A 26,563-nucleotide genomic window follows, 5' to 3' on the forward strand; every position below is an offset into this window, starting at 1 on the left:
AGGGCAGATTACCCACGTGTTACTCACCCGTTCGCCGCTCGTGTACCCCGAAGGGCCTTACCGCTCGACTTGCATGTGTTAAGCACGCCGCCAGCGTTCGTCCTGAGCCAGGATCAAACTCTCCAAAGATGCTTCAAAGAGTACAACTCCTGACAAACAGACACCATCAAACTGGCATCAACATCTGTCACTCAAAGGAACCCCTAGGGGTTCACTTCATTTAAGCTCTACTGGCTTAAATCGGCACACTGTTGAGTTCTCAAACAACACACGCACATCCAGGTCGACCGCGTACACGGCCTTGCCAGAGGCTGTTACTGCTTTGGCTTTGTCTCGATCTTCGAGGCCACCCACTCTACCACCCAGCGGCGGGAGCTTGGTTCGCGACCCTCGGAGGTCTGGCGCTCGTTCCGGTTTTTCCGGCCCGTGTCGCGCTGACAGGAAGAAAGTTACACGGCCGCAAACCCGGGGTCAAATCGCACCCCCGGGCGCCCGTCAACACGGGAAACCGCAGGTCAAGACCCCTGCGGCAGGTCCTGAAACCAACGTAACCCACCTCCAGCGCCCTGTGTATGTGACCGCAGTCACATAAACTTTCTCTCGATTCCCCCGTCAGGGCCTGACACATGGCCACTGACCAGCCCAAACAGCGGTGGCCGCCGACCCGGCAAGGTCGACGGCCACCACGGGACCACTCGGATGGCGGGTCAGGCCGTCATCTCGACACCCGCTGTGTTGCGCTTGCCCCGGCGCAGGACCAGCCACTTCCCGTGCAGGAGGTCCTCCTTCGATGGGGTCCAGGCCTCGTCGGTGACCTTGGCGTTGTTCACGTACGCGCCGCCCTCGTTGACCGTGCGCCGCCCGGCGCCCCGGCTGTCCGCCAGGCCCGCCGCGACCAGCAGGTCCACGATCGTGGGGGCGTCGGCCAGCCGGGCGGTGCCGGTGGGGGCCTCGGCCATGGCCGCGTCCAGCGTGGACAGGTCCAGCCCGGTCAGCTCGCCGCGCCCGAACAGGGCCTGGCTGGCGGCGATCACCTGGGCGGTCTCGTGCGCGCCGTGCACCAGGGTGGTGAACTCCTCCGCCAGCCGCTTCTGCGCGGACCGCAGGTGCGGGCGCTCGGCGGTGTCGGCGGCCAGCGCGTCGATCTCCTCGCGCGGGAGGAACGTGAACAGCCGCAGGTAGCGCAGCACGTCCTCGTCGCCGACGTTCACGAAGTACTGGTACCAGGCGTACGGCGAGGTCATGGCCGGGTCGAGCCAGATGTTGCCGCCCCCGGTGGACTTGCCGAACTTGCGCCCCTCGGCGTCGGTGACCAGCGGCGCGGTCAGCGCGTGCACCGACTCCCCGGCGACCCGGCGGGTCAGCTCGACCCCGCCGATGATGTTGCCCCATTGGTCGGAGCCGCCCACCTGGAGTTTGCAGCCGTACTCGCGGTTGAGCCGCAGGTAGTCCTGCGACTGCAACAGCAGGTAGCTGAACTCGGTGTAGGACATGCCATCGGATTCCAGGCGGCGTTTGACCGTCTCCCGGCCCAGCATGACGTTGACCGAGAAGTGCTTGCCCACGTCGCGCAGGAACTCCAGCAGCGTCTGCCCGCCGGTCCAGTCCAGGTTGTTGGCCACCACCGCGCCGGTGGGCGAGTCGTCGAAGTCGACGAACCGCTCCAGCTGGCCGCGGATGCGCTCGGCCCACTCGGCGATGGTGTCGAGCGGGTTGAGGGTGCGTTCCCCGGTGTCGCGCGGGTCGCCGATCATGCCGGTGGCGCCGCCCGCGAGCACGATGGGCCGGTGGCCCGCGCGCTGGAAGCGGCGCAGCATCAGCAGCGGGACGAGGTTGCCCGCGTGCAGGCTCGGCGCGGTCGGGTCGAAGCCCGCATAGAGGGTGAGTGGCCCCGCGGCCAGGTCCTCGCGCAGGGCGTCGAGGTCGGTGGACTGCGCGATCAGGCCGCGCCAGGTCAGCTCGTCGAGGATGTGTTCACTCACGGGCGCCATCTTCCCCTGCGCCGCGGGCCGCCGACCAACGGGATCAGCGGATCTCGGCTGTCCGGCCGCGTTTGCCACCGCGCCGGTAGGCGCTCACGGCCTTGGTCCCGTCGACCCAGAACCGCCAGGGCACGTCCACGGCGACCGCGACGCCGACGCGCGGGCCGATCCGGATGGCCTCGGCCGGGACCCGGGTGCCCGCGTGCAGGCGGACCGGTGCCGACGGGTCGGTGAGGTCGATGCCGTTGTGCTCGCGGGTCAGCCCCAGGACGCCGGTGAGGCGGGCCGGGCCGCGGGCGAGCTCGGCGTCCGAACGGGACGCCGGGCGGCGGGCGCGGGCCACCTCGATGCCGTCGACGACCTCGCCCGCGCGGAGCAGGACCGCGCCGGGGACGCCGTCGGTCAGCGACACCACGTTGGCGCAGAAGTGCATGCCGTAGACGAAGTACACGTACAGGAACCCGGCCGGGCCGAACATGACCTCGTTGCGCGGGGTCCTGCCGCGGTAGCAGTGGGACGCGGGGTCGTCGCCGCCGCGGTACGCCTCGACCTCGACGATGCGGACCTTCACCGTGCCCTCGGGGCTGTCGGCGTGCAGTTCGGCGCCCAGCAGGAGCTTGGCGGCGTCGACCGGGTCGACGGCGAGCTGTTCGCGGGTCAGCACGCGGTCCGCCGGGCGAGCGCGGCGACCTGCGCGGGCAGGTTGTGGAAGCAGGTGAAGCTGTTGCCGACGAACAGAACCCGCGCTACTTCCGGATTACCTGCTCCGCCCACGCCCGGTACTCCTCGACTCGACGCTCGACGCGCTCCCGCTGCTCCGCGACCCGGCGCGGTGCGGTGCCACCGTACGCGTCGCGGGAGGCGATGGAGCCCGCGACCGTGAGCACGTCCCGCACGCGCGCGGTCAGTGCCGGATTGATGTCGGCGAACTCGGCGTCGGTCAGCTCGTCCAGGCCGACCCCGCGGGCTTCGGCGCGGCGCACGCACTCCCCCGCGGCCTCGTGCGCGACGCGGAACGGCACGCCCTCGCGGACCAGCCACTCGGCGATGTCGGTGGCCAGGGTGAACCCGGCGGGGGCGAGCGCGGCGAGCCGGTCGGTGTCGAAGGCGAGGGTGCCGAGCATGCCCGCGAGCGCGGGCAGCAGCAGTTCCAGCTGGGCGACGGAGTCGAAGACCGGCTCCTTGTCCTCTTGCAGGTCCCGGTTGTAGGCCAGCGGCTGGGCCTTGAGGGTGGCCAGCAGGCCCGCCAGGTTGCCGATCATGCGGCCGGACTTGCCCCTGGTCAGCTCGGCGACGTCCGGGTTCTTCTTCTGCGGCATGATCGAGCTGCCGGTGGCCCAGGCGTCGTGCAGGGTGGCGTAGCCGAACTCGGCGGTGGTCCAGATGATCACCTCCTCGGCGATCCGGGACAGGTTCACCCCGAGCATGGCGACCACGAAGGCGAACTCGGCGGCGAAGTCGCGGGACGCGGTGCCGTCGATGGAGTTCTCGGCTGCCGCGTCGAACCCGAGCTCCTCGGCGACGGCGAGTGGGTCGAGGCCGAGGGAGGAGCCCGCGAGCGCGCCGGAGCCGTACGGCGAGACGGCGGTGCGGGTGTCCCAGTCGCGCAGACGGTCGACGTCGCGCAACAGCGACTGGACGTGCGCGAGCAGGTGGTGGGCCAGCAGCACGGGCTGGGCGTGCTGGAGGTGGGTGCGGCCCGGCATGGCGGCCTCGGGGTGGCGGCGGGCCTGCGCGATCAGCGCCTCGACCACGTCGAGCGTGCCACCGGCGACGACGCGGGCGGCGTCGCGCAGGTACATGCGGAACAGGGTGGCGATCTGGTCGTTGCGGGAGCGGCCCGCGCGCAGCTTGCCGCCCAGCTCGGTGCCCGCGCGCTCCATCAGGCCGCGTTCGAGGGCGGTGTGCACGTCCTCGTCGGCGGGCACGGGCGTGAAGGTGCCCGCGACCACGTCGGCTTCCAGGGTGTCCAGGGCGGCGAGCATGCCGCGCAGCTCGTCGTCGGCGAGCAGGCCCGCGCGGTGCAGCACGCGCGCGTGGGCCCGGGACCCGGCGATGTCGTAGCGGGCCAGGCACCAGTCGAAGTGCGTCGACAGGCTGAGCGCGGCCATGGCCTCGGCGGGTCCGGAGCTGAACCGCCCACCCCAGAGTGCGGTGGGTTCCTGCGCGGTCAACGTGCTGTCCTCTCGGGTGGTGAACGAAGGCGGTCGGCCCGGCCCCCGGCTCCCCAGGGGGCCGGGCCGACTGGTCACATGGTGCGTCAGTGCTGCAGCGAGCGCTTGGCGGCGATCTTCGAGGGCAGGCCCCACAGCTGCACGAAACCCTTGGCCAGGGACTGGTCGAAGGTGTCGCCCGCGTCGTAGGTGGCCAGGTTGAAGTCGTAGAGCGACTGCTCGGAGCGGCGGCCGTCGACCACCGCGCGGCCCGCGTGCAGGGTCATCCGGATGTCGCCGGTGACGTACTCCTGGGTGCGCGCGATGAAGGTGTCCAGGGCCTCCTTGAGCGGGGAGAACCACAGGCCGTCGTAGACCAGCTCGCCCCAGCGCTGCTCGACGCCGCGCTTGAAGCGGGCCAGGTCGCGCTCGACGGTGACGTTCTCCAACTCCTGGTGGGCGGTGATCAACGCGAGCGCGCCGGGGGCCTCGTAGACCTCGCGGCTCTTGATGCCGACCAGCCGGTCCTCGACCATGTCGAGGCGGCCGACGCCCTGGGCGCCCGCGCGCCGGTTGAGCTCCTGGATGGCCTGCAGCACCGTCACGGTCTCGCCGTCGATGGCGACCGGGACGCCCTTGTCGAAGGTGATCACGACCTGGTCGGCCGCGCGCGGCTCGGCCGGGTTGGCGGTGTAGGAGTAGACGTCCTCGATCGGGGCGTTCCAGATGTCCTCCAGGAAGCCGGTCTCGACGGCGCGGCCCCAGACGTTCTGGTCGATCGAGTACGGCGACTTCTTGGACACATCGATGGGCAGGCTGCGCTCCTCGGCCCAGGCGATGGCCTTCTCCCGGGTCCAGGCGAAGTCGCGGACCGGGGCGACCACCTTGAGGTCGGGCGCGAGCGCGCCGATGCCGACCTCGAAGCGGACCTGGTCGTTGCCCTTGCCGGTGCAGCCGTGCGAGACGGTGGACGCGCCGTGGTACTTGGCGGCCTCGACCAGGTGCTTGACGATCACCGGGCGGGACAGCGCGGACACCAGCGGGTAGCGGTCCTGGTAGAGCGCGTTGGCCTGCAGCGCGGGCAGGCAGTACTGCTCGGCGAACTCGTCGCGGGCGTCGGCGACCACGGCCTCCACCGCGCCGCACTCCAGCGCGCGCTTGCGGATGGTGTCGAGGTCCTCGCCGCCCTGGCCGACGTCGACGGCCACGGCCACGACCTCCGCGCCGGTCTCCTCGGCGATCCAGCCGATCGCCACGGACGTGTCCAGCCCACCGGAGTAGGCCAGCACCACCCTGTCACTCATTGCGTTCTCCTTGCTGCTTTGCCAGGTCTGGTTCGGCGGCCGCCTGCTCGCCGGTGGTGGTCTCGGTGCTCGATGGCACGGAGCGGGCGGCCATCGCCATGAAGCGGTCGGCCATCCGCAGGCCCGTGACGGGTTCCCGGCAGATGACCATGAGGGTGTCGTCGCCCGCGATGGTGCCGACGACCTCGTGCAGGGCGGCCCGGTCGATCGCGCTGGCCAGGAACTGCGCGGCACCGGGCGGGGTGCGCAGGACGGTCAGGTTGGCCGAGCCGTCCGCGGAGACCAGCAGCTCGCTGAGCAGCCGGGTGAGCCGGGAGGTGCCGCCCTGCACGCCGCGCACCGGGTTGCCGTCCTCGGGGATGACGTAGACCGGGGCGCCGCCGTCCGCGCCGCGCAGCTTGACCGCGCCCAGCTCGTCCAGGTCGCGCGAGAGCGTGGCCTGGGTGGCCTCGATGCCTTCCGCGTGCAGCAGCGTGGCCAGTTCGGTCTGGCTGCGGATGGCGCGTTCGGCGACCAGCTCGACGATGCGGGCCTGGCGGGCGGCGCGGGTGGCGGCGGAGGTGGTCACGAGCCCGCCACCAGCCAGCTGAGCAGGGCCTTCTGGCTGTGCAGGCGGTTCTCGGCCTCGTCCCAGACGGCGCTGTGCGGGCCGTCGAGGATGTCGTCGGTGATCTCCCAGCCGCGGTGCGCGGGCAGGCAGTGCAACACGATGGCGCCGGGGGCGGCGCGGCCGAGCAGGGCGGCGTCGACGCGCAGGCCGCGGAAGGCGCTGACCCGGTCGCGGCCGTCGTTCTCCTGGCCCATGGAGGTCCAGGTGTCGGTGACCAGCACGTCGGCGCCGTCCACCGCGGCGTGCGGGTCGGTGAGCAGGGTGACGCTGCCGCCGGTGTCCTTGGCGCGGCGGTCGGCGTCGGCGAGGATGTCCGGCCGCGGCTGGAAGCCCGCGGGGGCGACCACGCGCACGTGCAGGCCCGCGGTGGCACCGCCGAGCAGCAGCGAGTGGGACATGTTGTTGGCGCCGTCGCCGAGGTAGGTGAGGGTGACGCCCGCGAGCCTGCCGTGCCGTTCGCGGATGGTCATCAGGTCGGCCAGCACCTGGCAGGGGTGGAACTCGTCGGTCAGGGCGTTGATCACCGGGATGGACGCCACCGAGGCCATGGCGTCGATGCGCATCTGCGCGTAGGTGCGCCAGACGACCAGGTCGACGTAGCGGGACAGGATGCGCGAGGTGTCCTCGATGGTCTCCTCGCGGCCCAGCTGCATGGTGCGGCCGTCCACTATCACCGGCGTGCCGCCCAGCTGGGCGATGCCGATCTCGAAGGACAGCCGGGTGCGGGTGGAGTTCTTCTCGAAGATGGCCGCGACGGACCTGCCCGCGAGCGGGCGGCTGCCCAGCGGGTCGGCCTTGAGGGTGTCGGCGAGGTCCAGGACCGCCAGCTGTTCGGCCGGGGTCAGGTCGTCGTCCCGAAGGAAATGACGCGGAATGCCTGCGCGAGTCACTGCTCAGGCCTCCGACGCGGTGTCGAGGATCGCGGGCAGGGCGGTGACGAACTCGCCTGCCTGCTCGTCGGTGAGGATCAGCGGCGGGGCCAGCCGGACGGCGTCGGGCTGGACGTTGTTGACCAGGAAGCCCCGCTTGGCGGCGGCGGCCATGACCTGGGCGGACACCGGCGCGGTGAGCGCGATGCCGAGCAGCAGGCCGGTGCCGCGCACGCCAGCGACCAGCGGGTGGTCCAGGTCCTCGATGCCCGCGGCGATGTCCTTGCCGAGCGCGGAGACGTGCTCAAGCAGGCCGTCGGCGGCGATGGTGCGCAGCACGGCGAGACCGGCGGCGGCGCAGACGGCGTTGCCGCCGAAGGTGGTGCCGTGGTGGCCGGGGGCGAACAGGTCGGCGGCCGCGCCGACGGCCACGCAGGCGCCCAGCGGCAGCCCGCCGCCCAGGCCCTTGGCCAGGGTGAACACGTCCGGGGTGACGCCCGCCTGCTGGAAGGCGAACCAGCTGCCCAGCCTGCCGATGCCGGTCTGCACCTCGTCGAGCACGAGCAGCGCGCCCGCGGCGGTGGTGATCTCGCGGGCGGCCTGGAGGTAGCCGTCGGGGACCGGCACGACGCCGCCCTCGCCGAGCACCGGCTCCAGGAAGACCGCGGCGGTGTCGGCGTCGACGGCCGCGCGCAGCGCCTCGATGTCGCCGAACGGGATGTGCTCGACGCCGGGGACCAGCGGCAGGAACGGGTCGCGCTTGGGCGGCTGGCCGGTGAGGCTCAGCGAGCCCATGGTGCGGCCGTGGAAGGCGCCCTGGGTGGCGATCACCCTGGGGCGGCCGGTGAGCCGGGCGAGCTTGAACGCGGCCTCGTTGGCCTCGGCGCCGGAGTTGCAGAACAGCACCTTGGCGTTGCCGGTCAGGCCCGCCACGTCCAGCAGCGCCTCGGCCAGCTCGACCGCGACCGGGTTGACGTAGAGGTTGGAGACGTGCGCGAGGGTGGCGACCTGCGCGGTGACCGCGGCGACCACGGCCGGGTGCGCGTGCCCGAGGACGTTGGTGGCGATGCCGCCGACGAGGTCGAGGTAGCGGTTGCCGTCGGCGTCGAAGAGGTAGGCGCCCTCGCCGCGCACCAGGGTGAGACCGGGCGTGCCGTAGTTGTCCATCAGCGCGGACTGCCACCGCGCCTGACCGTCCTGGTTGGACTCGATCATGACTTCTCCCCCTCGTCCGGCAGCACCATGGTGCCGACGCCGCCGCTGGTGAACACTTCGAGCAGAACCGAGTGCGCGAGCCTGCCGTCGATGACGTGCGCGCGCGGGACGCCGCCGGTGACCGCGCGCAGGCAGGCCTCCATCTTCGGGACCATGCCGCTTTCCAGGCGCGGCAGCAGCTCGGCCAGCGCGCTCGCGCGGATCTCGTGCGTGAGCGAGGCGCGGTCGGGCCAGTCGGCGTAGAGGCCCTCGACGTCGGTGAGCACGACCAGCTTCCGCGCGCCGAGGGCGACGGCGAGCGCGGCGGCGGCGGTGTCGGCGTTGACGTTGTGCGTGACGCCCGCGCGGTCGGCGGCCACCGTGGACACGACCGGGATGCGGCCCGCGGCCACGATGTCCAGCACGGCGGCCGGGTTGACCTCGACCACGTCGCCGACCAGGCCGAGGTCGACCTCCAGGCCGTCGACCAGGGCGGTGCGGCGTTCGGCGGTGAACAGGTGCGCGTCCTCGCCGGAGATGCCGACCGCGTACGGGCCGTGCTGGTTGACCAGGCCGACCAGCTCGCGGCTGACCTGTCCGGTGAGGACCATCCGGACCACGTCCATGGCCTCCGGTGTGGTGACCCGCAGGCCTGCGCGGAACTCGCTGGCGATGCCCATCCTGGTGAGCATGGCGCCGATCTGCGGGCCGCCGCCGTGCACCACGACGGGGCGCAGTCCGGCCAGCCGGAGGAACACCATGTCCTCGGCGAAGGCCCGCTTGAGCGCGTCGTCGACCATGGCGTTGCCGCCGTACTTGATCACCACGATGGCGCCGTGGAAGCGCCGCAGCCAGGGCAGGGCCTCGATCAGCACGGCGGCTTTCGCGGTGGGGTCAAGGCCGGGGTCGAGGCCGGGGTCGGTGGTCATGACGAGTACGCGCTGTTCTCTTCGACGTAGGCGTGCGACAGGTCCGTGGTGAGGACGGTGCCGACGCCGTCGCCCGCGTGCAGGTCGATCTCCACCAGGATGTCGCGGCCGGACAGGTCGGCGGCGAAGCGGTCCTCGCCGCGCCCGCCCGCCCGGCACACCACGACACCGTTGAGCGTGATGTCCAGTGTGGACTGGTCGAACTCGGTGGGCGCGTTGCCCACGGCCATGGCGATGCGGCCCCAGTTCGGGTCGCTCGCGAAGAACGCCGTCTTGCACAGGTTGTCGACCGCGACCGTGCGCGCGGTGGCGACCGCCTCGGCGTCGGTGCGGGCGCCGCGTACGGTGATCGTCACGTGCTTGGTGACGCCCTCGGCGTCGGCCTGCAGCTGGGCGACCAGGTCCGCGCACAGGGCGGTGAGCGCGGCGGTGAACCCGGCCGGGTCGACCTGCACACCGGACGCGCCGGAGGCCAGCAGCAGCACGGTGTCGTTGGTGGAGGTGCCGCCGTCGACGTCGAGCCGGTTGAACGTGCTCTCCACGGCCGCGCGCAGGGCGGCGTCGGCGGTGGCGGGGTCGAGCACGGCGTCGGTGGTGACGACGCTGAGCATGGTGGCCATGTTCGGCGCGCACATGCCCGCGCCCTTGGCGAACCCGCCGATCGCCCAGCCGCCGGGGTGGGTGAGCGCGGCCAGCTTGGGCCGGGTGTCGGTGGTCATCACGGCGGTCGCGGCGGCCAGGCTCGCCTCGGCGCCGGTGGTCAGCTCCTTGGCGGCCAGGTCGACGCCCGAGCGGATGGCGTCCATGGGCAGGCGTTCGCCGATGAGTCCGGTGGAGCAGACCGCCACGTCGACGGCGCCGAGGCCGAGCACGTCGGCGACCTTCTCGGCGGTGGCGTGGCTGTCCTGGAAGCCCTCGGGGCCGGTGCAGGCGTTGGCGCCGCCGGAGTTGAGCACGACGGCCTTGAGCCTGCCGGTGGTGAGCACCTGGCGGGACCACAGCACCGGGGCGGCCTTGACCTTGTTGCGGGTGAACACGCCCGCGGCGGCGGTGACCGGGCCGTCGTTGACGACCAGGGTCAGGTCCGGCTTGCCGGACGGCTTGATCCCGGCCGCGACGCCCGCCGCGCGGAACCCGGCGGGGGCGGTGACGCCGTGGTTGCGGTCGATGGCGTACTCGGTCACGGCGCGACTCCCGCGGTGGACAGGCCCAGGGTCTCGGGCAGGCCGAGGGCGAGGTTCATGGACTGCACGGCACCGCCCGCGGTGCCCTTGGTCAGGTTGTCGATGGCGGCCACCACGACCAGCCGGTCCAGGTCGGCGTCGACGGTGACCTGGAGCTGGGTGGCGTTGCAGCCGAGCACGGCGGCGGTGGTCGGCCAGCGGCCCTCGGGCAGCAGGTGCACGAACGGCTCGTCGGCGTAGGCCTGCTCGTAGGCCGCGCGCACGTCATGCTCGCCGGTGAGCTTGGCGCTGCACGTGGCGAGGATGCCGCGCGGCAGGGGCGCCAGGACCGGCGTGAAGGAGACGGCGACCGGGGAGCCCGCGACGGCGCTCAGGTTCTGGATGATCTCGGGCGTGTGCCGGTGGGCGCCGCCGACGCCGTAGGCGCTCAGCGAGCCCATGACCTCGGAGCCGAGCAGGTGCGGCTTGAGGCTCTTGCCCGCGCCGGAGGTGCCGGACACGGCGACGACCACGACCTCGGGCTCGATCAGCCCGTGCAGCACGGCCGGGGCCAGGGCCAGCGAGCCGACGGTCGGGTAGCAGCCGGGGACGGCCACGCGCTTGGCGCCGCGCAGGCGCTCGCGGGCGCCGGGAAGCTCGGGCAGGCCGTAGGGCCAGCTGCCCGCGTGCTCGCCGCCGTACCAGCGGGTCCAGGCGGCCGGGTCGGCGAGCCGGTGGTCGGCGCCGCAGTCCACGACCAGGGTGTCCGGTCCGAGCTGGGCGGCGATCGCGGCGGAGTGGCCGTGCGGCAGGGCGAGGAAGACGACATCGTGACCGGCGAGGGTGTCGGCGGTGGTCTCGGCCAACACGCGGTCGGCCAGCGGGAGCAGGTGGGGCTGGTGGTCGCCGAGACGGGACCCGGCGTTGCCGCCCGCCGTGAGCGCGCCGATCTCCACCTCGGGGTGCGCCAGCAGCAGGCGTAGCAGCTCGCCGCCGGCGTAGCCGCTCGCACCCGCGACCGCGATCCGAACCGTCATGTGGATGATTATGCACGGACCTGCAAACCCACTCAACCCGGTTCCCCCGACCGTGGCGCGCCCCACAGCGCGGGCCGCTTTCTTTCCGGCATTGCGATAAATACGCGGTGGTCATCCCCGGAATCGAAGTCCATTTTCTTACAGGATTGTGAACGGGCCCGGCCGAAATTGCCTGCGTGGTCGTTGTCCACGGCTCTCACATGCTGAACAACGGATTCACCATGCTCGAACGGCCATAACATTCGCCAGGTCAAACACCGGTGCGATCCCCGGAGTCCCCGTGACCCCCATTTCCCCGCCGTCCGCGCCGCCCGCCGCGGCCGAGGACGAGTTATCGCCGACCCTGGCGTCGAAGAAAGTCGTGCCGCTGCGGCACCCGTGGCGGTGGGTGGCCGGGGCGGTGGCGCTGGTCGTGCTCGCCCAGGCCGCGCACGCGCTGGTCACCAACCCGGCGTTCCAGTGGGATGCGTTCGGATACTGGTTCTTCCGGCCGGTGGTGCTGGAAGGATTGGTGCTGACGCTGGAGCTGACCGGGCTGGCCGCGGTGTTCGGGCTGCTCGGCGGGATCGTGCTGGCGCTGATGCGGTTGTCGCGCAACCCGGTGCTGCGCGCGGTGTCCTGGGGCTACGTCTGGATCTTCCGGTCCATCCCGCTGATCGTGCTGCTGCTGTTCCTGGCCAACGTGACCGCGCTGTACAGCACGCTGAGCCTGGGCATCCCGTTCGGGCCGTCGTTCGTCGAGTTCAGCGCGAACGACCTGCTGAGCTTCTTCGTGGTGGCGGTGCTCGGGCTCAGTCTGAACGAGGCCGCCTACGCGGCGGAGATCGTGCGGTCCGGGATCATCTCGGTCGACCAGGGGCAGCTGGAGGCGGCGTCCGCGCTGGGGCTGCCGAAGTGGCGGCAGTACCGGCGGATCATCCTGCCGCAGGCGACGCGCGCGATCATCCCGTCCTACGCGAACCAGCTCATCGGGCTGCTCAAGGGGACCTCGGTCGTCTACATCACCTCGCTGCTGGAGCTGTTCGGCGTGGTGCAGACGCAGGCGAGCACGAACAGCGGGCAGATCATCCCGCTGTTGATGGTGGGCACGGTCTGGTACGTGATCCTGACCAGCCTGCTGTCGGTCGTGCAGTACTACGTGGAGCGTCACTTCTCGCGCGGCGCGCTGCGCACCGTGCCGCCCACACCGTTCCAACGATTCCGCGCCCGGCTGCGCGCGGTGGGGGTGGCCCGATGACCACGCTGACACGACCGGCTGTCTCGGTGCGCGGCGCGGTCAAGTCCTACAACGGACTCCGAGTACTCGACGACATCGACTTCATCGCCCGGACCGGCGAGGTCACGGCGATCATCGGCCCGTCCGGGTCGGGCAAGTCCACGCTGCTGCGCGCTATCAACCACCTGGAGCCGTTGGACAGCGGGTTCGTCACGGTCGACGGCGAGCTGATCGGCGTGCGCCTGTACCGGGGCAGGCTGCGGGAGCTGAGCGAACGAGCGATCCTGCGGCAGCGGTCGCGGATCGGGTTCGTGTTCCAGAACTTCAACCTGTTCCCCCACCTGTCGGTGCTGGCGAACCTGGTCGAGGCGCCGGTGGTCACCCAGGGTGTGCCGCGGGCGGAGGCGGCGGCGCGGGCGCGGGAGCTGCTGGCGCGGGTCGGGTTGGCGGACAAGGCCGACGCGTATCCCCGGCAGCTGTCCGGCGGGCAGCAGCAGCGGGTGGCGATCGCGCGGGCGCTGGCGTTGCGGCCGCGGCTGCTGCTGTTCGACGAGCCGACGTCCGCGCTGGACCCGGAGCTGGTGGGCGAGGTGCTCGCGGTGCTGCGGGACCTGGCCGCCAGCGGCACCACCATGGTCGTGGTCACGCACGAGATCGGGTTCGCCCGGGACGTCGCCGACCACGTGGTGTTCCTGGACGCGGGGCGGGTCGTGGAACAGGGGCCGCCCGCGGAGGTCCTGGTGTCCCCGCGCGAGGAGCGGACCCGCGAGTTCCTCGGCAAGCTCATCTGACCGTTCGATTCCCAGTGATAGCGATTCCCCTTTGATAGCGAGGAAAGCCATGCCCCGGTTAGCCAGAATCCCCGTCGTCGTAGTGGCCGTGGCGTTGGCGGGTGGCGTGAGCGCCTGCGGTTCGACGGAGACGCCCGCCGCCGCGGCCGTGGACGCGAACGGCAACCAGGTGGTCACGGTCGCGGCCAATACCGACTTCACCAAGCCGGTGCAGATCACCGTGCCGAAGGTGGACGCGATCCGGGCGAAGGTGCCGAAGGCCATCCTCGACCGGGGCAGGCTGGTGATCGGCAGCGGCGCGCTGCCCAACGGGTCGCCGCCGCTGAACTACATCGGCGTCGACCAGCGGACGTTGACCGGGGTGGAGATCGACCTGTCGCGCCTGGTCGCGGGCGTGTTCGGGCTGACAGCGGACGAGCAGAACGCGTCCTGGCAGAACATGTTCGTGCGCATCCAGAGTGGTCAGTTCGACGTCGGTTTCTCCAACATCACGGTGACCGAGGAGCGCAAGAACCAGGGCTACGACTTCGCCTCGTACCGGCAGGACAATCTCGGGTTCGAGGTGAACAGGAACAGCACCTGGAACTTCGACGGGAACTACCAGAGCCTCGCGGGCAAGACGGTCGCCGTCGACACCGGGACCAACCAGGAGAAGATCCTGGTGGAATGGCAGACGAAGCTGCGGGCCGAGGGGAAGGCGTTGGAGATCCGCAACTTCGCCGACCGCAACAGCACCTACCTGGCCCTCGCGTCCGGCCGTGTCGACGCCTATCTCTACCCGAACCCGAGCATCGCCCACCACGCGTTGCAGACCGCGAACACGCCCAACCCGACGCGCAGCGGCGGCACGTACTCGGGCGCGGGCGCGACGTTGCAGGGGCTGATCGCGGCGACCACCAAGAAGGGCAACGGGTTGGCCGAGCCGTTGGCGGAGGCGATCGACTACCTGATCGAGCACGGGCAGTACGCGCAGGTGCTCGCGGCGTACGGGCTCAAGGACGAGGCGGTGGCGAAGTCCGAGGTGAACCCGGCGGGGCTGCCGGTCACCAACTCCTGAGGACTTCCGATCGGGCGCCCGATCGGAGGATGTGGGTTCGACACAGGTGGGCCGGGCGATCCCCGGCCCACCTGCCGTCTCACACCGGCTGGGCGGCGGGCACGCGCACCAGGACGAACCGCATCCGGCGGCGCAGGCGGAAGCCGAGCTGCTCGTAGAGGCGGATGGCGTTCGTGTTGGCGGCGCCGGTGTGCAGGAACGGGGTCTCGCCACGGGCCTGGATACCGGCCGCGACGGCCAGCACCAGCCGGGTCGCCAGCCCCTTGCCCCGATGCGCCGGGTCGGTGCACACCGCGCTGATCTCGGTCCACCCCGGCGGGTGCATCCGCTCCCCCGCCATCGCGATGAGCACGCCGTCCTGCTTGACACCCAGGTAGGTGCCCAGCTCGATGGTGCGCGGCAGCAGCGGGCCGGGCTTGGTGCGGGCCACCAGGTCGAGCATCTCGGGCACGTCGGCCGCGGTCAGCCGCACGGCCTCCGGGTCGGGCGCGCCGACCACGCCGTCGTCGACGAGCTGCACGCCCTCGATGACGTCGACCTCCCAGCCCGCGGGGCCCGCGGTCGTACCGGGGAGGACGGCCTCGGTGCCGGGACCGATGAGCGCGGCCAGGTCGGACCATCCCGTCGGGCCTGCACCGGGGTCCAGCGCGGAGAACACCGACACGTCGTCCGCGTAGCGCACCGCGCCGCCGCGCCGCTCGGCGAACCGCGCGTGCGGCCCGGTCAGCGAGTGCCAGGCGGGGTTGTCCAACAGGTTCTCGTCGGTCACGTCTGTCCCCTCGGTCGGCTCGTGGAATCCAAGCACGGACAGGTATTCCGCGGCCTTCTTTTATTCCCGCCATTTCGATCATTCCCACATCCTGGGTGCGGCTCCGCACGGTCATTACCGTCGGATGGGGAAGGGGGCCGAACATGACACTTCACCTGGCATTGGAAACCGACGGGGGCGGCGCGCATCCGGCGGCCTGGCGACTCGCCTCGGTGTCGTCGCCGGGGCACGTGCGCGAGGTGGTCCGCGCGGCGGAGGCGGCCGGGTTCGCCCTGGTGACCTTCGCCGACTCGCCGCTGCCCACACCGGCCGGGCGGCTGGAGTCGGTCGGGCGGGCCGCGTTCGTCAGCACGGCCACCTCGCGGGTCGGGCTGGCCCCGGCCGTGCCCACGGCGACGACCGAGCCGTTCCACGTGGCCGCGCAGCTGGCGTCGCTCGACCACGCCTCGCACGGCCGCGCGGCCTGGGTGGTGACCGGGTCGACCGCCGAGGAGCTGGCGACGGTCGGCACCGACGGGCCCGACGGGGAGGCCGCCGAGGTGGTCGAGGTGGTGCGGGCGCTGTGGGACTCGTGGGAGGACGACGCGGTCATCCGGGACGCCGCGACCGGGCGCTACCTGGACGCGGACAAGGTGCACCACGTGGACTTCGTGGGTCGGCACTTCACGGTCAAGGGCCCGCTGATCACGCCCCGGCCGCCGCAGGGCAGGCCGGTGGTGCTGGCCGACGCCGCGCTGGACGTGGACGCGGACATCCTGCTGGTGTCGGACCACGTCCGGCCCGCACGCCCGGGGTTGGTGTTCGCCGAGGTCGAGGTCGTGCTGGACGCGGGCACGGAGTCGGCGGTGAGCCGGTTGACCGACCTGGACGCCGTCACGCCCTGGGCCTCCGACCGCACGCGGTATGTCGGCGCGCCCGAGGGTCTGGTGTCGTTGCTGCTGGAGCTGTCCGAGGCCGTCGACGGTGTGCGGCTGCATCCGGCGGTGTTGGCGGTGGACCTGCCGGTGCTGGTCGAGCACGTGCTGCCCGCGCTCGATCTCCATCCACAGCGGGAAACCCTGCGCGCGACGCTCGGATTGCCTCGTCCTGTCAATCGGTTCATCAGTGGGGGTGTGCGATGACACGGGTCCACCTTGGCGTGTTCTACACCGGGGTCGGGTCGGGCTACGTGTGGTCCGATCCCGCCAACGCCGACCACACCGCCATCGAGACCTACCTGTCGGTGGCGCGGACCATGGAACGCGGGTTGTTCGACGCGTTCTTCCTCGGCGAGGGCCTGCGGGTGCGGGAGAACCGGGGGCGGGTGCTGGACACCGATGTCGTGGGCCGCCCGGACGCCATCACGCAGCTGTCGGTGCTGGCGGGGGCGACCACCCGGCTGGGCCTGGTGGCCACGCAGAACGCCACCTACAACTTCCCGGCCGACCTCGCCCGCCGCCTGTCCACTTTGGACCACCTGTCCGCCGGTCGGGCCGGGTGGAACGTGGTGACCACCGACAACGCCTGGACCGGGGAGAACTTCCGGCGCGGCGGGTGGCTGGCGCACGAGCGCCGGTACGAGCGGGCGACGCAGTTCGTCGAGGCGGCGAAGGCCATCTGGGCCGCCACGGGCCCGGTGGAGCGACACACCGACCTGGTCGACCTGCGGGTGACGCCGACACTGCCTGCCAGCCGCCAGGGCAGGCCGGTGCTGTTCCAGGCAGGCGACTCCCCCGGCGGCCGGGACCTGGCGGCCCGGCACGCGGACGTCGTGTTCTCCGCGAACCGCACCTACGAGAAGGCCCGCGCCTACGCCGACGACCTGACCGAACGGCTGGCGGGGCACGGCCGGTCGCGGGACTCCCTGCGGATCCTGCCGGGCACGAGTGTCGTGCTGGGCGACACCGACGCGGAGGCGACCGAGCGCGCGGAGTGGTTGCGGCAGCAGCAGTTGACCGCACGGCAGGCGATCGGGTTCCTGGAGCAGTACTGGAACACGGACTTGTCCGCCTACGACGCGGACGGACCGCTACCGGACATCGAGCCCGCCGAAGGTGAACTGGACCCCTCGCGCGGGACCCTCTCGATCGCGGATAGAACCGGGAAGCTGGAGCGGGTCCGGGCGTGGCGACAGTTGGCGGCCGATAAGAACCTGTCGATCCGGGGCCTGGTGCTGGAGGTCCAGCCGCGCGGCGGGTCGTTCGTGGGGACGCCCGCGCGGATCGCGGACGAGTGGGCACGGTATGTGCGGGACCGGGTGGTGGACGGGTTCATCCTCGGGCCGTCACACCTGCCGGGGAGCGTGGACGAGGTGGTGGACCGGCTCGTACCGGAGTTGCAGGAGCGTGGGGTCTACCGGACCGAGTACGAGGGGACAACGTTGCGCGAGCACCTTGACCTGCCCGCTCAGTCGAGTAAGTAGGAGAAGCGGCGGACCATCGGGACCCACTGCTGGAACGGCGAGACGTTCGGCAGGGTGACCATGGCGGAGACGCGCCGGAGGTCCTGGCAGAGCCGACGCCAGTCCTCCGGCGGGTCCGGGTCGCCCAGGTCGGCGGCGAAGTCCGGCCACGGGGTGCCGTGGTCGGCGTCGGTCAGGTTGGTGAAGACCCGGGCCGCCCGGCGCGGGGCGGCGGTCAGGATGGCCAGCAGGATCACGACCGCCTGGAACTCGCCCGGTTCCGCGTCGGTGCCGAGGAACCGGGTGGCGTCGGAGAGGTCCCGGGTGGCGCGCAGGACGCGGTAGATGTTGAGCAGGCGTTTGGCGGCGCGGGGTGTGCGGACCAGACCGGCAACATTGTCCAGGAAGGCCCACTCGCGTTCGGTGAGCGGTTCCGGCGCGGTGGGCTCGGTCCGCGGCAGCGGCTCCTTGGGGTGCAGGGTCAACGGCACGTCCAGGCGCGGCGGCTGCCCGTGGTCGGAGAATGGTCCGCCGGGGCCGGGGCGGACCGTCCTGGTCGGGGCGGGCGGGCTCGGGGCCAGCGAACGGAAGAGCCTGCCGACGGCGGCGTCCGACATCCGGGGCAGGGTGAACGGGATGTTGATGATCTTCTCCAGGTAGTCCTCCGGGGAGACCCGCCAGTGGTCGAGCGTGCGGTCGTCCAGGGTGTCCGCGTGGTGCACGGTCAGCGAGCGCAGCAGCCAGCGCGGGTCGACCCCGATCACCACGACGAACAGGTCGAGCGCGAGGATCAGGTGCACCGCCTCCAGCACGGCCACCACGTGCCGGGGGCCGCAGCGGTCCAGGTCGTCGATGTAGAGCACGACGCGGTCGATCGGCCTGGCCCCGTCGCCCGGTTCCGCGCGCCACTCGGCGAGGAGCTTCACCAGTTCCTCGAAGTCCTTGCGCACCAGGGAGACCGTGCTCAGCCCCCGGGTGTAGCGGTCGCCGCCCGCGCGGTCGGCGAGGAAGGCGGACATGCGGTGCGCGGGGTGGAACTCGGCCAACCGGGCACCCATCTCGCCGACCTCGTCGACCAGCTCCGCCAGCTGCTTCTCCGCGATGCACTGCCCGGCCTCGACCTTGCGCAGCTCGTCGACCCTGTCCCGGATCCCCTCGTCCAGCCGTTTCCGGCCCGCCGAGTCCATGCCCGCGCGCAGGTCGACGGCCAGGGACCGCAGGCTCGCCACACCGCTGCGGGCGCGCACGACCAGGGTCGACCCGACCACGGCCGTCAGCGCGGCGGTCGCCCCGCCGATCCAGGCCGCCAGCAGGCCACCGGCGAGGACGAGAACCGCGGTGAGGCCCAGCACGACGGCCGCCGCCACGAGTGCCATCCGGCCCTGGCGGTCGCCGGTCATGCCGCGCAGCGTGGTCACGTCGTCGGCGGTCCTGCGCAGTTCGTCGGACAGGGCGCGGGCTTTGTCGACTTCGTCGGTGATGCCGATGCGCGCCCAGGTCTGCTCGGCGCGGGCGCGCAGCGTGTCGGACCAGAACAGGGCGCCCAGCAGGTCGGCCGTGGTGGACACGTGCTTCTCGGCGGCGCTGTCGATCTCGGCCTGCAACCGGGCGGCGGCCTCGGCGGCCGAGTCGACGACCTGCTCGACCTCGCGGCGGTGGTTCATCTTGTCCACCAGCCGCCGCTCCATCTCGCCGCGCCCGCTCTCGGCGGCCTGCTCGACCTCGGCGGCCAGGTCGCGGAAGACGACGTCACCCAGGCTGGCCCAGAGGTCGGCGTCGGCGTAGTGCCAGGCGTTGAACCCGATGTGGACGATCCGGCCGCAGTTCCCCTCGGCACCGGTCCGCTCCCGGATCCGGCCGCGCAGCAGGCCCATGAAGTAGCTCTTGCCCGCGCCCCACTCGCCGAACACGCCGATCGACAGCGGCACCGGCGTCCGCGCGTCGGCGATCACCGAGGCCAGCATGGCCGCGTAGGGCGAGACGTCGAGCATGTCCGCCGTCGACGCGATCGACGCCGTGGGCACGACCAGGTCACCGGCCACACCGCCCTGCAGCTCGGTCGACGGGCTGGTCTGCGTCACGTCCGGGTGGCCCTCGCCCGCGAACTCGCGCCAGGCCTCGGACATCGTCCAGACGAAGTCCTCGTCCGAGCCGTAGAGGACGACCAGTTCGCCCCGATGTCCCTGGCACTCCTCGTGGACGAACGCGAGCAGCTGCCCCGGGTCGAAGTCCTCGCGGGCGGGGAGGGCGACCGAACGGGTGAACCGGCCGAACCGGTGGCTGCTGCCGACGACCAGGGACCGGTACCACAGCGACGGGCCGGGATCCAGGCGGATCGCGCGGCCCTCCTCGTCCGCGCGGACGATCTCGCCCAGGTCCAGTCCCAGCTCCTCGGCCATCGCCGGGAGCGACCGCAAGGGCAGCACCACGGTGCCGACCGGGATGTTCCACGGCTGGTCGGTGTGGACGGCGGCGATCTCCCAGCCGTTGATGTAGCCCAGGCGCATGCGTTTCCCCCTGACCGGCTCGGGTCAACCGAGCAGTTCGGCTCGGATGCTCGGATCGCGGAGCACCCGGAGCACCTCGGGCTGGTCCGCGAAGACATCCGCCGCACCGGGTCGGTCGCTGTAGCGGAGCATGGCCTGCACGACGTCGGCGAACGGCTGTTCGCGGACGGTCTGCACGACCTGGCGCATGGTCTCCGTGTCGCCGGTGCGGCGCGCGGACTCCCAGCGTTCCAGGAGGTAGCCCAGGGTGGTGCGGGCGTTCTGCCTGCCGCGCGTGAGGATGTCGCGGTTGAGGCCGCAGACCTGTTCGGTGACCGCGCCGCGTTCGGTCAATGGCCGGTAGCGGCCGAGGGTCAAGGACAGCGCGAGGTGGTCGAACGGGTCGTCCACGGTCGGGTCGAGCAGCAGCGGGCGGCCGCGTTTGTCCCGGGGGAACCGGTCGCGCTTGTGGTGGCTGTTGCAGACCGAGCAGGCCAGCAGGTGGTTGGTCCACACGAAGGTGAGCAGCGGGGTCAGGGCAATCGGGGAGAAGTGGTCGATGTCCGTGCCCTGGTTGTCGCCGCAGTACATGCAGCGTTCGCGGCCCGGGGCGAACTCGCGTAAGTGCGTGCCCAGGGACTGGCGCAGCGTCGACCGCGAGCGCCAGGTCGTGCGGGCCCGCGTGGTCTGCTCCTTGCGGGCCGCCGTGCGCAGGCCATCGGTGGCGCGGGCGAGCGCGTCGGCCACCTCGGTCGGGAGGGGCGACCGGGTCAGCCGGATCATCGCTGGTCGTCGTCCGCGATCAGGCGGGCGGCGACCTCGGTGACGCGGGCCGACGGCGAGCTGGTCAGGCTCTGCTTGAGCTGCTGGTAGCGGGCGTGCTCGGTGTCGTCGGCGGCACCGTCGAGCACCTTGATCTCCAGCTCGACCAGCTCGTGGCGCAGCTGCACGGCCCGCGTCGAGTAGGCGGTGTCCAGGCCGAACAGGTCGGACAGGACCGCGTCGTCGCCGGTGCCGTAGACGATGCGCTCCCACAGGTCGTCGTCCACGGTCTGCGGGGCGGCGTCCCGGTCGGGGCCGGGCAGCCGGATCAGGCCCGCCGGGTCGGCGGACTGGCAGATGTACGGGCTGTGCGTGGTGACGATGAACTGGATCCGGGGGAAGTGCTGCTTGAGCCACTCGCCGATGCGCTTCTGCCAGGACACGTGCAGGTGCGCGTCGATCTCGTCGATGATCACCACGCCGGGGACGCCGACCACGGTGCCGTCCGGGCCGTGCAGGTACAGGTCGCCGTAGCTCTCGTAGAGCTGCTTGAGCAGGTCGACGACCAGGGCGACCACGGTGCGGTAGCCGTCGCTCATCTCGCGCAGCGGGAAGCGGTGGCCGCCGTCGGAGACCCACAGGCCCTCCGAGTCGACCTCGTTGATGCGGTAGTCGTCGGGCAGCAGGCCGTCGCCCAGGATGCGCAGCGCGGACTCCTTGAGATAGCCCGCGCCCTCCCGGCGCTCCAGCGCGCGCAGGTGCTGCTCGATCAGCCAGGCCACGCCCTCGGCCAGCGAGGCGTCCTCGTGGAACAGGCTGGCCATCCTGGCCACGCTGCCGGAGCCGAGCATCAGCCGCTGCACGTCGCCGGTGCCGCCGACGAGCCTGCGGAACGGGCCGTAGGCGGCGCAGAACCATCCGGACGGGTTGTCGTGCCACGGCCCATGGCGCGGCGCGGTCTTGGCGCGGCCGTCCTCGCTGTGGTCCTCCAGCGACGGCTGCACCGGCCTGCGCGCCCACGTGGTGTCCTCGGCGTCGGGGGCGGTCCAGCGCAGGCCCGCCCAGAACGGGCGCTCCGGCGGGCGCCCCTTCTTGAACCGCTCGAAGGTGAGGTCGAAGGTCAGCTGCACGGCGGCGGTGGCGACCCGCTTGCCCACCGAGATCCAGTTGTCGAAGTCGGCCACCAGCGTGCGCGCGGCCGCCGGACCACCCACGGCGAGGGCAATCCCGCGGAGCAACGAGGTCTTCCCGGACCCGTTGCGCCCGGCGAGCACGGTCCACCCCGCGTAGGAGTTGTCCGGCCGCCGCAGATCGAGGTCGACGGCCCGGCCGTCGTGGAACCCGCGCACGTTGACCAGCCGGACCCGCGACACGTACATGCCCGAACAGTATCGCGATCAGCGGCCGGGGCCGCGTTTCCGCTTGGATGTCCGACATGGACATCCACACCCCGGCACTCGACGACTACCTGCTGGCCCACTCCACCCCCGCCGACGCCCTGCTCCGCGAGCTGGCCGCGGAGACCGCCGCCCGCTGGCCGCGCGCGACGAGTATGCAGATCAGCCACGACGAGGGCGAGTTCCTGACCATGCTGACCCGGCTGGTGGGTGCCGGGGTCGCGGTCGAGGTGGGTGTGTTCACCGGCTACTCGTCGCTGTGCATCGCCCGCGGCCTGGCCCCCGGCGGCCGGTTGATCGCGTGCGACATCAACGAGGAATGGACCGCCCTGGCCCGCGTCTACTGGGAGCGTGCGGGTGTGTCCGACCTCGTCGACCTGCGCATCGCCCCGGCCCTGGACACGCTGCGCTCGCTGCCCGCCTCCCCGCACATCGACTTCGCCTTCATCGACGCGGACAAGTCGGGGTATCTGGGCTACTACGACGAGCTCGTCCCGCGCATGCGCCCCGGCGGCGTCATCGCGCTGGACAACGTCCTGCAGGGCGGCCGCGTGGTCGACCCGTCGTTCACCGACCCCGTCACCGAGGCGGTCCGCGCGGTCAACACCCGGATCGCCGCCGACCCGCGCGTGTCGACCACCATGCTCCCCATGCGCGACGGCGTGACCCTGCTCTGAGCTACCGGTAATGCTCGAACGCGGCCGTGATCCTCTCCTTGTCGGCACCGTCGGCGAGCAGCAGGAGCAGCAGCACGCGGGCCTTCGCCGGGTCGAGGAAGCCCGCGTGGACGAGGCCGCGGTCGAGCAGGTCCCGCTCCGACCCGGGATACCCGTAGGTCTGCCGCAACACCGACCCGGACCCGGTCCGCGACGCCAACACCACCGGCACCCGCCCGGCCACCTCGGCCACGACCGGCACCATGTCGGCCGGGACGTGCCCCGCCCCCAGCCCGGCGAGCACGATCCCGTCGCACACCTCCCCCGCCCGACGCAGGATCTCCCCGTCGTCCCCGAGCGCGACGGTGATCAACCCGACCCGCAGCCCGGCGACCTTGTCCGACGCCGCGAGGCTCATCGGCACCCTGGGCGTCCCTCGCAGCCTCGGCTCCCCTTCCACCACCAACCCGAGCGGCCCGAACCCCGGCGACACGAACGCGGCCATGCTGCTGGTATGTCCCTTCCGGACGAACCGCGCCCCATGCACCTCATCCGACATGACCACCAACGCCCCAAGCCCCCGCGCCTCCTCCGCCGCCGCGACCCGGATCGCGGCATAGAGATTCGCGGGCCCATCGGCCCCCGCCGACGTCGGCGCCCGCATCGCCCCGGTGACGACCACCGGAGCGGGCCCCGGAACGGTCAGATCAAGGAAGATCGCCGTCTCCTCGATGGTGTCCGTCCCATGCGTGACGACCACACCCCGCGCCCCACCCGCGATCTCCGCTTTCACGGCATCCGCGAGCGCCACCAGATCCCCGAACCCGATCGAGGGACTCGGCAACGACCGCAACCCCCGAGCCGTGATCTCCAACCCCAACCCGGCCAACCCGGGCACCGCCGCGATCAGCTCCCCGGCATCCAACGCGGGCACGACCCCACCACGACCACCCGGCACCATCGCGATGGTCCCACCCATCCCGATCACCGCAACCCGATCCACAGCCACACCCCTTGCCCCACCGACGAAACCGCCCACACCACCCGAACCTATCGACGAAGCTCGGCGCCGTGGAAGAGGCTGTCCGGCACCTGTGGATGAATCCCCACACCTGTGGACAACCCGCTCCTTTCCCTTCCACCCACACCACAACACCCCGCCCCCGCCCGAACATCACGCCCCCAACACCCAAACCCCACACCCACCCCCACAAGATCATCGACCGCCCCCGGAACACGGCCCCTCCCACCCGGGGGCTGGCCCGCGCGTGAGCCTATCTGCCCAGTTCAGGGGGCCGGAAGTAGGCAAACCCCGGCTGTGGATGGAAATCGGGGGATGTGGATAACTCGTGATCATGGTCAGCCTGTCCGGGCAGACACAATGCGTCACACGGATGCAATCCATCCACATGCCCGACAATCCATCCACAGCGGACCAAGCACCACTTCCATTCCCCCGACCTGGGCGAATAGGCTCACGCGCGGGCCAGCCCCGGGTGGGAGGGGCCGTGTCCCGGGCCGGTGTCCGCAGTTGATCTCGGGGCGGGGGTTCAGGGCGATCCCAAGCCCGGCATCGGCAGCGGTCCATCCCGAGTCCGGTACCCGCGCCGAGACTTCCCCAGGCATCGCTGTGCGGTCGCCGAGTTGCTTACCGGGCCGGGAAACAGGGCCCTGCAGCCGGACTCGAACCGGCAACCCTTCGATTAGCAGTCACTTGGCGAGCCCGCGTGCCCAGCCGTCACGCCCCGTGGGCGAGCCCGAGTTATCCACATGGCCCCCGATTCATCCACAGGCCAACGATTCCCGCCCCACCCCACCAGCAGGCAGCGATACGTTCAGTGCGTGGGCAAGAGGTCCAGCAGCGGAGTCCACGAAGACTCCGCCGGCGAGTCGTCGATGTGGCAACCGGACTGTCGGAGGGTGGACAGATGCGTGGGAAACAGCGGGTGGGCACGATGGTCGGCGTTCGCCTGTGGGCGGATGATCACGGGAACGTCAGCAGCGCCAACGGCCTCGCACAGTGCGGTGAGGGCCTGGTTGTCGGCGATGCCCAGCGCGAGTTTGGCGATCGAGTTGGCCGTCGCCGGGACGAACAGGAACGCGTCCGGCATCGGATACGGCTTGGGCTCGTGCGGGAGGCGGGGCAGGCTGCGGACCGGCAGGTCGGTGAGGGCCTGCAGCCGGTCCCACTCCCCGGTTTCCGACATCCAGCGACCCGCCTCCGGTGTGAAGGTGATCGCGAGGCGCCAGCCCCGGGACGCGGCGGGTTCGGCGAGTTCCGGGCGGAGGCGGTGTTCCAGGCCGCCCCCCGCCGCGGCGACCAGGCCGAGGATCATCGGCGGAGGAGGGCGCAGAACATGGCGTCGGTGCCGTGCCGGTGCGGCCACAGCTGCACGTACGGGCCCTCGCCCAGGTCCGGCACGCCGGGGAACGCCTCGCGGGCGTCCAGCAGGGTCACGCCGGTCTTGCGGACGACGTCGGCGACCACACCCTCGGTCTCGGGGAGGTGTGGGGAGCAGACGACATAGGCGACGACGCCGCCTGGGCGGACCAGGGACAAGGCGCTGGTCAGGAGTTCGCGCTGGAGGCGGGTGAGGTCGCCGACGTCCTCGGGGCGGCGGCGCCAGCGGGCCTCGGGGCGGCGGCGGAGCGCGCCGAGGCCGGTGCACGGGGCGTCGACCAGGACGCGGTCGTAGCCGCCGGGCAGGTCGGGGTCGCGGCCGTCGGCGACGTGCACGGTGACCGGGAGGCCCGCGGTGCTCTGCTCGACCAGGCGGGCGCGGTGCGGGGCCTGTTCGATCGCGTCGAGGGTGCCGCCATCCGTCGCGGCCAGCGCGCCGAGCAGGGCGGCCTTGCCGCCGGGGCCCGCGCACAGGTCGAGCCAGCGCGAGTCGGTGCCGTCGACCTCGGGGCGGGTCAGGGCGAGCGCGCACAGCTGGCTGCCCTCGTCCTGCACGTGCGCGAGCCGTTCGCGGATCGCCTCGATGTCGCCGGGATCGCCCGCGCCCGCCTCCAGGCGGACGCCGTAGGGCGAGTACGGGGCGACGTCGCCGCCGGTCATGGCGGCCAGCTCGTCGGCGCTGACCTCGCCGGGGCGGGCGGTCAGGTGCACGGCCGGGCGGTCGTCGTCGGCGCGCAGGGCGGCGGCCAGCTCGTCGCCGGTGGAGCCCAGGGCGTCGGCGAAGGCGCGCGCGATCCAGCGCGGGTGCGCGGTGCGGATGGCCAGGCTGCCCAGCGGGTCCTCGGCCGGGTCGGGCGCGACGCGGTCCAGCCAGCCCGCCTCGTCCAGCTCGGACACCTTGCGCAGCACCGCGTTCGCGAAACCGGTCACCCGCGGGCCGAGGTCGTGCCGCACGAGGTCCACTGTGGACGCAACGGCGGCGTGCGCGGGGATGCGGGTGCGCAGCAGCTGGTAGGCGCCGAGGCGGAGGGCGTCGAGCAGGACGGGCTCGACCTTGGTGAGCGGGCGGTCGACGCACGCGGCGAGGATCTCGTCGATCAGGCCGAGCGCGCGGGCGGTGCCGTAGGCCAGCTCCGTGGCCAGCGCGGCGTCCCGACCGGTCACCCGACGCTCACGCAACAGCTTGGGCAGCACCAGGTTCGCGTAGGCGTCATCGGCCCGGACCGCGCGCAACGTGTCCAGCGCCGCACGCCGCGCCGGATCGTCCACGGGCGGACGGTCAGGCGTCGCGGGCCGCCGTGGCGGGTGCGCGCGCTGCGGGCGTGAGGGGCGGCCCTGGCCACCCTGACCGCCCTGACCACGCGGTCCACCGTGGCCGCGCCGGGGGCGACCGCCGGGCTGTCCTGG

At 71.9% G+C, this 26,563-nt stretch carries 23 protein-coding genes and 1 rRNA gene; 6 read left to right on the top strand and 18 right to left on the bottom strand.

Annotation, left to right across the window (positions count from 1 at the left end; genetic code table 11):
- The 11 genes from C503_RS0131120 to argC all read right to left on the bottom strand — a co-directional run.
- A 16S ribosomal RNA gene (locus C503_RS0131120) occupies positions 1-129 on the bottom strand; the annotation flags it as partial.
- Between the two features lie 578 nt (positions 130-707).
- On the bottom strand, positions 708-1,982 hold the full coding sequence (gene tyrS / locus C503_RS0131125; RefSeq protein WP_026316880.1) for a tyrosine--tRNA ligase: 1,275 nt from the start codon (positions 1,980-1,982) through the stop codon (positions 708-710).
- A 43-nt stretch (positions 1,983-2,025) separates the two neighbouring features.
- On the bottom strand, positions 2,026-2,646 hold the full coding sequence (locus tag C503_RS0131130) for a DNA-3-methyladenine glycosylase (RefSeq protein ID WP_018686148.1): 621 nt from the start codon (positions 2,644-2,646) through the stop codon (positions 2,026-2,028).
- Between the two features lie 82 nt (positions 2,647-2,728).
- On the bottom strand, positions 2,729-4,156 hold the full coding sequence (argH, locus tag C503_RS0131135) for an argininosuccinate lyase (RefSeq protein ID WP_018686149.1): 1,428 nt from the start codon (positions 4,154-4,156) through the stop codon (positions 2,729-2,731).
- 86 nt (positions 4,157-4,242) lie between these two features.
- A complete protein-coding gene (locus tag C503_RS0131140) occupies positions 4,243-5,439 on the bottom strand; it encodes an argininosuccinate synthase (protein ID WP_018686150.1) in 1,197 nt (398 codons plus the stop codon).
- On the bottom strand, positions 5,432-6,007 hold the full coding sequence (locus C503_RS0131145; protein ID WP_018686151.1) for an arginine repressor: 576 nt from the start codon (positions 6,005-6,007) through the stop codon (positions 5,432-5,434). The genes C503_RS0131140 and C503_RS0131145 overlap by 8 nt, the downstream gene beginning before the upstream one ends.
- Positions 6,004-6,924 (bottom strand): ornithine carbamoyltransferase, encoded by a 921-nt coding sequence (gene argF / locus C503_RS0131150; RefSeq protein ID WP_026316881.1) that lies wholly within the window; start codon positions 6,922-6,924, stop codon positions 6,004-6,006. Before argF ends, C503_RS0131145 begins: the two co-directional genes overlap by 4 nt.
- 18 nt (positions 6,925-6,942) lie before the next feature.
- Positions 6,943-8,133: an acetylornithine transaminase gene (locus tag C503_RS0131155; RefSeq protein WP_018686153.1), complete on the bottom strand. Its 1,191-nt coding sequence runs from the start codon at positions 8,131-8,133 to the stop codon at positions 6,943-6,945.
- A complete protein-coding gene (argB, locus tag C503_RS0131160; RefSeq protein WP_018686154.1) occupies positions 8,130-9,041 on the bottom strand; it encodes an acetylglutamate kinase in 912 nt (303 codons plus the stop codon). Before argB ends, C503_RS0131155 begins: the two co-directional genes overlap by 4 nt.
- Positions 9,038-10,225, bottom strand: a complete 1,188-nt coding sequence (argJ, locus tag C503_RS0131165) for a bifunctional glutamate N-acetyltransferase/amino-acid acetyltransferase ArgJ (protein ID WP_018686155.1) — start codon at positions 10,223-10,225, stop codon at positions 9,038-9,040. The genes argB and argJ overlap by 4 nt, the downstream gene beginning before the upstream one ends.
- Entirely contained in the window at positions 10,222-11,241 is a 1,020-nt protein-coding gene (gene argC / locus C503_RS0131170; protein ID WP_018686156.1) for an N-acetyl-gamma-glutamyl-phosphate reductase, read from the bottom strand. Before argC ends, argJ begins: the two co-directional genes overlap by 4 nt.
- Positions 11,242-11,521: 280 nt before the next feature.
- On the opposite strand from argC, the gene C503_RS0131175 reads away from it, so the two are divergent.
- Genes C503_RS0131175 through C503_RS0131185 form a run of 3 tightly spaced genes read left to right on the top strand, consistent with a single transcriptional unit; the run spans position 11,522 to position 14,305 of the window.
- A complete protein-coding gene (locus C503_RS0131175) occupies positions 11,522-12,478 on the top strand; it encodes an ABC transporter permease subunit (protein WP_018686157.1) in 957 nt (318 codons plus the stop codon).
- Positions 12,475-13,248 (top strand): amino acid ABC transporter ATP-binding protein, encoded by a 774-nt coding sequence (locus C503_RS0131180; RefSeq protein WP_018686158.1) that lies wholly within the window; start codon positions 12,475-12,477, stop codon positions 13,246-13,248. Before C503_RS0131175 ends, C503_RS0131180 begins: the two co-directional genes overlap by 4 nt.
- A 49-nt stretch (positions 13,249-13,297) precedes the next feature.
- Positions 13,298-14,305, top strand: coding sequence for a transporter substrate-binding domain-containing protein (locus tag C503_RS0131185; protein WP_026316882.1), 1,008 nt, complete (start codon positions 13,298-13,300; stop codon positions 14,303-14,305).
- A gap of 79 nt (positions 14,306-14,384) precedes the next feature.
- On the opposite strand, the gene C503_RS0131190 is transcribed toward C503_RS0131185, so the two are convergent.
- On the bottom strand, positions 14,385-15,074 hold the full coding sequence (locus tag C503_RS0131190; RefSeq protein WP_018686160.1) for a GNAT family N-acetyltransferase: 690 nt from the start codon (positions 15,072-15,074) through the stop codon (positions 14,385-14,387).
- Positions 15,075-15,217: 143 nt separating this feature from the next.
- Here C503_RS0131190 and C503_RS0131195 point away from each other — a divergent pair, with 143 nt between their 5' ends.
- Both C503_RS0131195 and C503_RS0131200 read left to right on the top strand, forming a co-directional pair.
- A complete protein-coding gene (locus C503_RS0131195; RefSeq protein WP_018686161.1) occupies positions 15,218-16,195 on the top strand; it encodes an LLM class flavin-dependent oxidoreductase in 978 nt (325 codons plus the stop codon).
- Positions 16,192-17,475 (top strand): LLM class flavin-dependent oxidoreductase, encoded by a 1,284-nt coding sequence (locus C503_RS0131200; RefSeq protein ID WP_018686162.1) that lies wholly within the window; start codon positions 16,192-16,194, stop codon positions 17,473-17,475. The genes C503_RS0131195 and C503_RS0131200 overlap by 4 nt, the downstream gene beginning before the upstream one ends.
- Here C503_RS0131200 and C503_RS0131205 read toward each other — a convergent pair.
- Genes C503_RS0131205 through C503_RS48210 form a run of 3 tightly spaced genes read right to left on the bottom strand, consistent with a single transcriptional unit; the run spans position 17,460 to position 22,081 of the window.
- Entirely contained in the window at positions 17,460-19,961 is a 2,502-nt protein-coding gene (locus C503_RS0131205; protein WP_018686163.1) for a P-loop NTPase fold protein, read from the bottom strand. The genes C503_RS0131200 and C503_RS0131205 overlap by 16 nt on opposite strands.
- 24 nt (positions 19,962-19,985) lie before the next feature.
- A complete protein-coding gene (locus tag C503_RS0131210; protein WP_018686164.1) occupies positions 19,986-20,723 on the bottom strand; it encodes an HNH endonuclease family protein in 738 nt (245 codons plus the stop codon).
- Positions 20,720-22,081 (bottom strand): AAA family ATPase, encoded by a 1,362-nt coding sequence (locus C503_RS48210; RefSeq protein ID WP_018686165.1) that lies wholly within the window; start codon positions 22,079-22,081, stop codon positions 20,720-20,722. The genes C503_RS0131210 and C503_RS48210 overlap by 4 nt, the downstream gene beginning before the upstream one ends.
- A gap of 56 nt (positions 22,082-22,137) precedes the next feature.
- On the opposite strand from C503_RS48210, the gene C503_RS0131220 reads away from it, so the two are divergent.
- Positions 22,138-22,776: an O-methyltransferase gene (locus tag C503_RS0131220; protein WP_018686166.1), complete on the top strand. Its 639-nt coding sequence runs from the start codon at positions 22,138-22,140 to the stop codon at positions 22,774-22,776.
- 1 nt (position 22,777) lies between these two features.
- Here C503_RS0131220 and C503_RS0131225 read toward each other — a convergent pair whose 3' ends face one another.
- From C503_RS0131225 to C503_RS0131235, 3 genes are all read right to left on the bottom strand, one after another.
- Positions 22,778-23,734 carry an asparaginase gene (locus C503_RS0131225; RefSeq protein ID WP_051114987.1) on the bottom strand — a complete coding sequence of 319 codons (957 nt, stop codon included), beginning with the start codon at positions 23,732-23,734 and terminating at the stop codon, positions 22,778-22,780.
- A gap of 856 nt (positions 23,735-24,590) precedes the next feature.
- Entirely contained in the window at positions 24,591-25,091 is a 501-nt protein-coding gene (locus C503_RS0131230; RefSeq protein ID WP_018686168.1) for a flavoprotein, read from the bottom strand.
- Complete coding sequence (locus tag C503_RS0131235) at positions 25,088-26,425, bottom strand: RsmB/NOP family class I SAM-dependent RNA methyltransferase (RefSeq protein WP_018686169.1); 1,338 nt, start codon at positions 26,423-26,425, stop codon at positions 25,088-25,090. Before C503_RS0131235 ends, C503_RS0131230 begins: the two co-directional genes overlap by 4 nt.
- Between the last annotated feature and the right edge of the window lie 138 nt (positions 26,426-26,563).

Source organism: Actinokineospora enzanensis DSM 44649 (assembly GCF_000374445.1).
Taxonomy (GTDB): domain Bacteria; phylum Actinomycetota; class Actinomycetes; order Mycobacteriales; family Pseudonocardiaceae; genus Actinokineospora; species Actinokineospora enzanensis.

Coding starts and splice junctions, on each gene's coding strand:
- C503_RS0131140 (WP_018686150.1), bottom strand. CDS start 5,439: ATGAGTGACAGGGTGGTGCTGGCCTACTCCGGTGGGCTGGACACGTCC.
- C503_RS0131155 (WP_018686153.1), bottom strand. CDS start 8,133: ATGATCGAGTCCAACCAGGACGGTCAGGCGCGGTGGCAGTCCGCGCTG.
- argB (WP_018686154.1), bottom strand. CDS start 9,041: ATGACCACCGACCCCGGCCTCGACCCCGGCCTTGACCCCACCGCGAAA.
- argC (WP_018686156.1), bottom strand. CDS start 11,241: ATGACGGTTCGGATCGCGGTCGCGGGTGCGAGCGGCTACGCCGGCGGC.
- C503_RS0131180 (WP_018686158.1), top strand. CDS start 12,475: ATGACCACGCTGACACGACCGGCTGTCTCGGTGCGCGGCGCGGTCAAG.
- C503_RS0131185 (WP_026316882.1), top strand. CDS start 13,298: ATGCCCCGGTTAGCCAGAATCCCCGTCGTCGTAGTGGCCGTGGCGTTG.
- C503_RS0131195 (WP_018686161.1), top strand. CDS start 15,218: ATGACACTTCACCTGGCATTGGAAACCGACGGGGGCGGCGCGCATCCG.
- C503_RS0131200 (WP_018686162.1), top strand. CDS start 16,192: ATGACACGGGTCCACCTTGGCGTGTTCTACACCGGGGTCGGGTCGGGC.
- C503_RS0131205 (WP_018686163.1), bottom strand. CDS start 19,961: ATGCGCCTGGGCTACATCAACGGCTGGGAGATCGCCGCCGTCCACACC.
- C503_RS0131210 (WP_018686164.1), bottom strand. CDS start 20,723: ATGATCCGGCTGACCCGGTCGCCCCTCCCGACCGAGGTGGCCGACGCG.
- C503_RS48210 (WP_018686165.1), bottom strand. CDS start 22,081: ATGTACGTGTCGCGGGTCCGGCTGGTCAACGTGCGCGGGTTCCACGAC.
- C503_RS0131220 (WP_018686166.1), top strand. CDS start 22,138: ATGGACATCCACACCCCGGCACTCGACGACTACCTGCTGGCCCACTCC.
- C503_RS0131225 (WP_051114987.1), bottom strand. CDS start 23,734: ATGGGTGGGACCATCGCGATGGTGCCGGGTGGTCGTGGTGGGGTCGTG.
- C503_RS0131230 (WP_018686168.1), bottom strand. CDS start 25,091: ATGATCCTCGGCCTGGTCGCCGCGGCGGGGGGCGGCCTGGAACACCGC.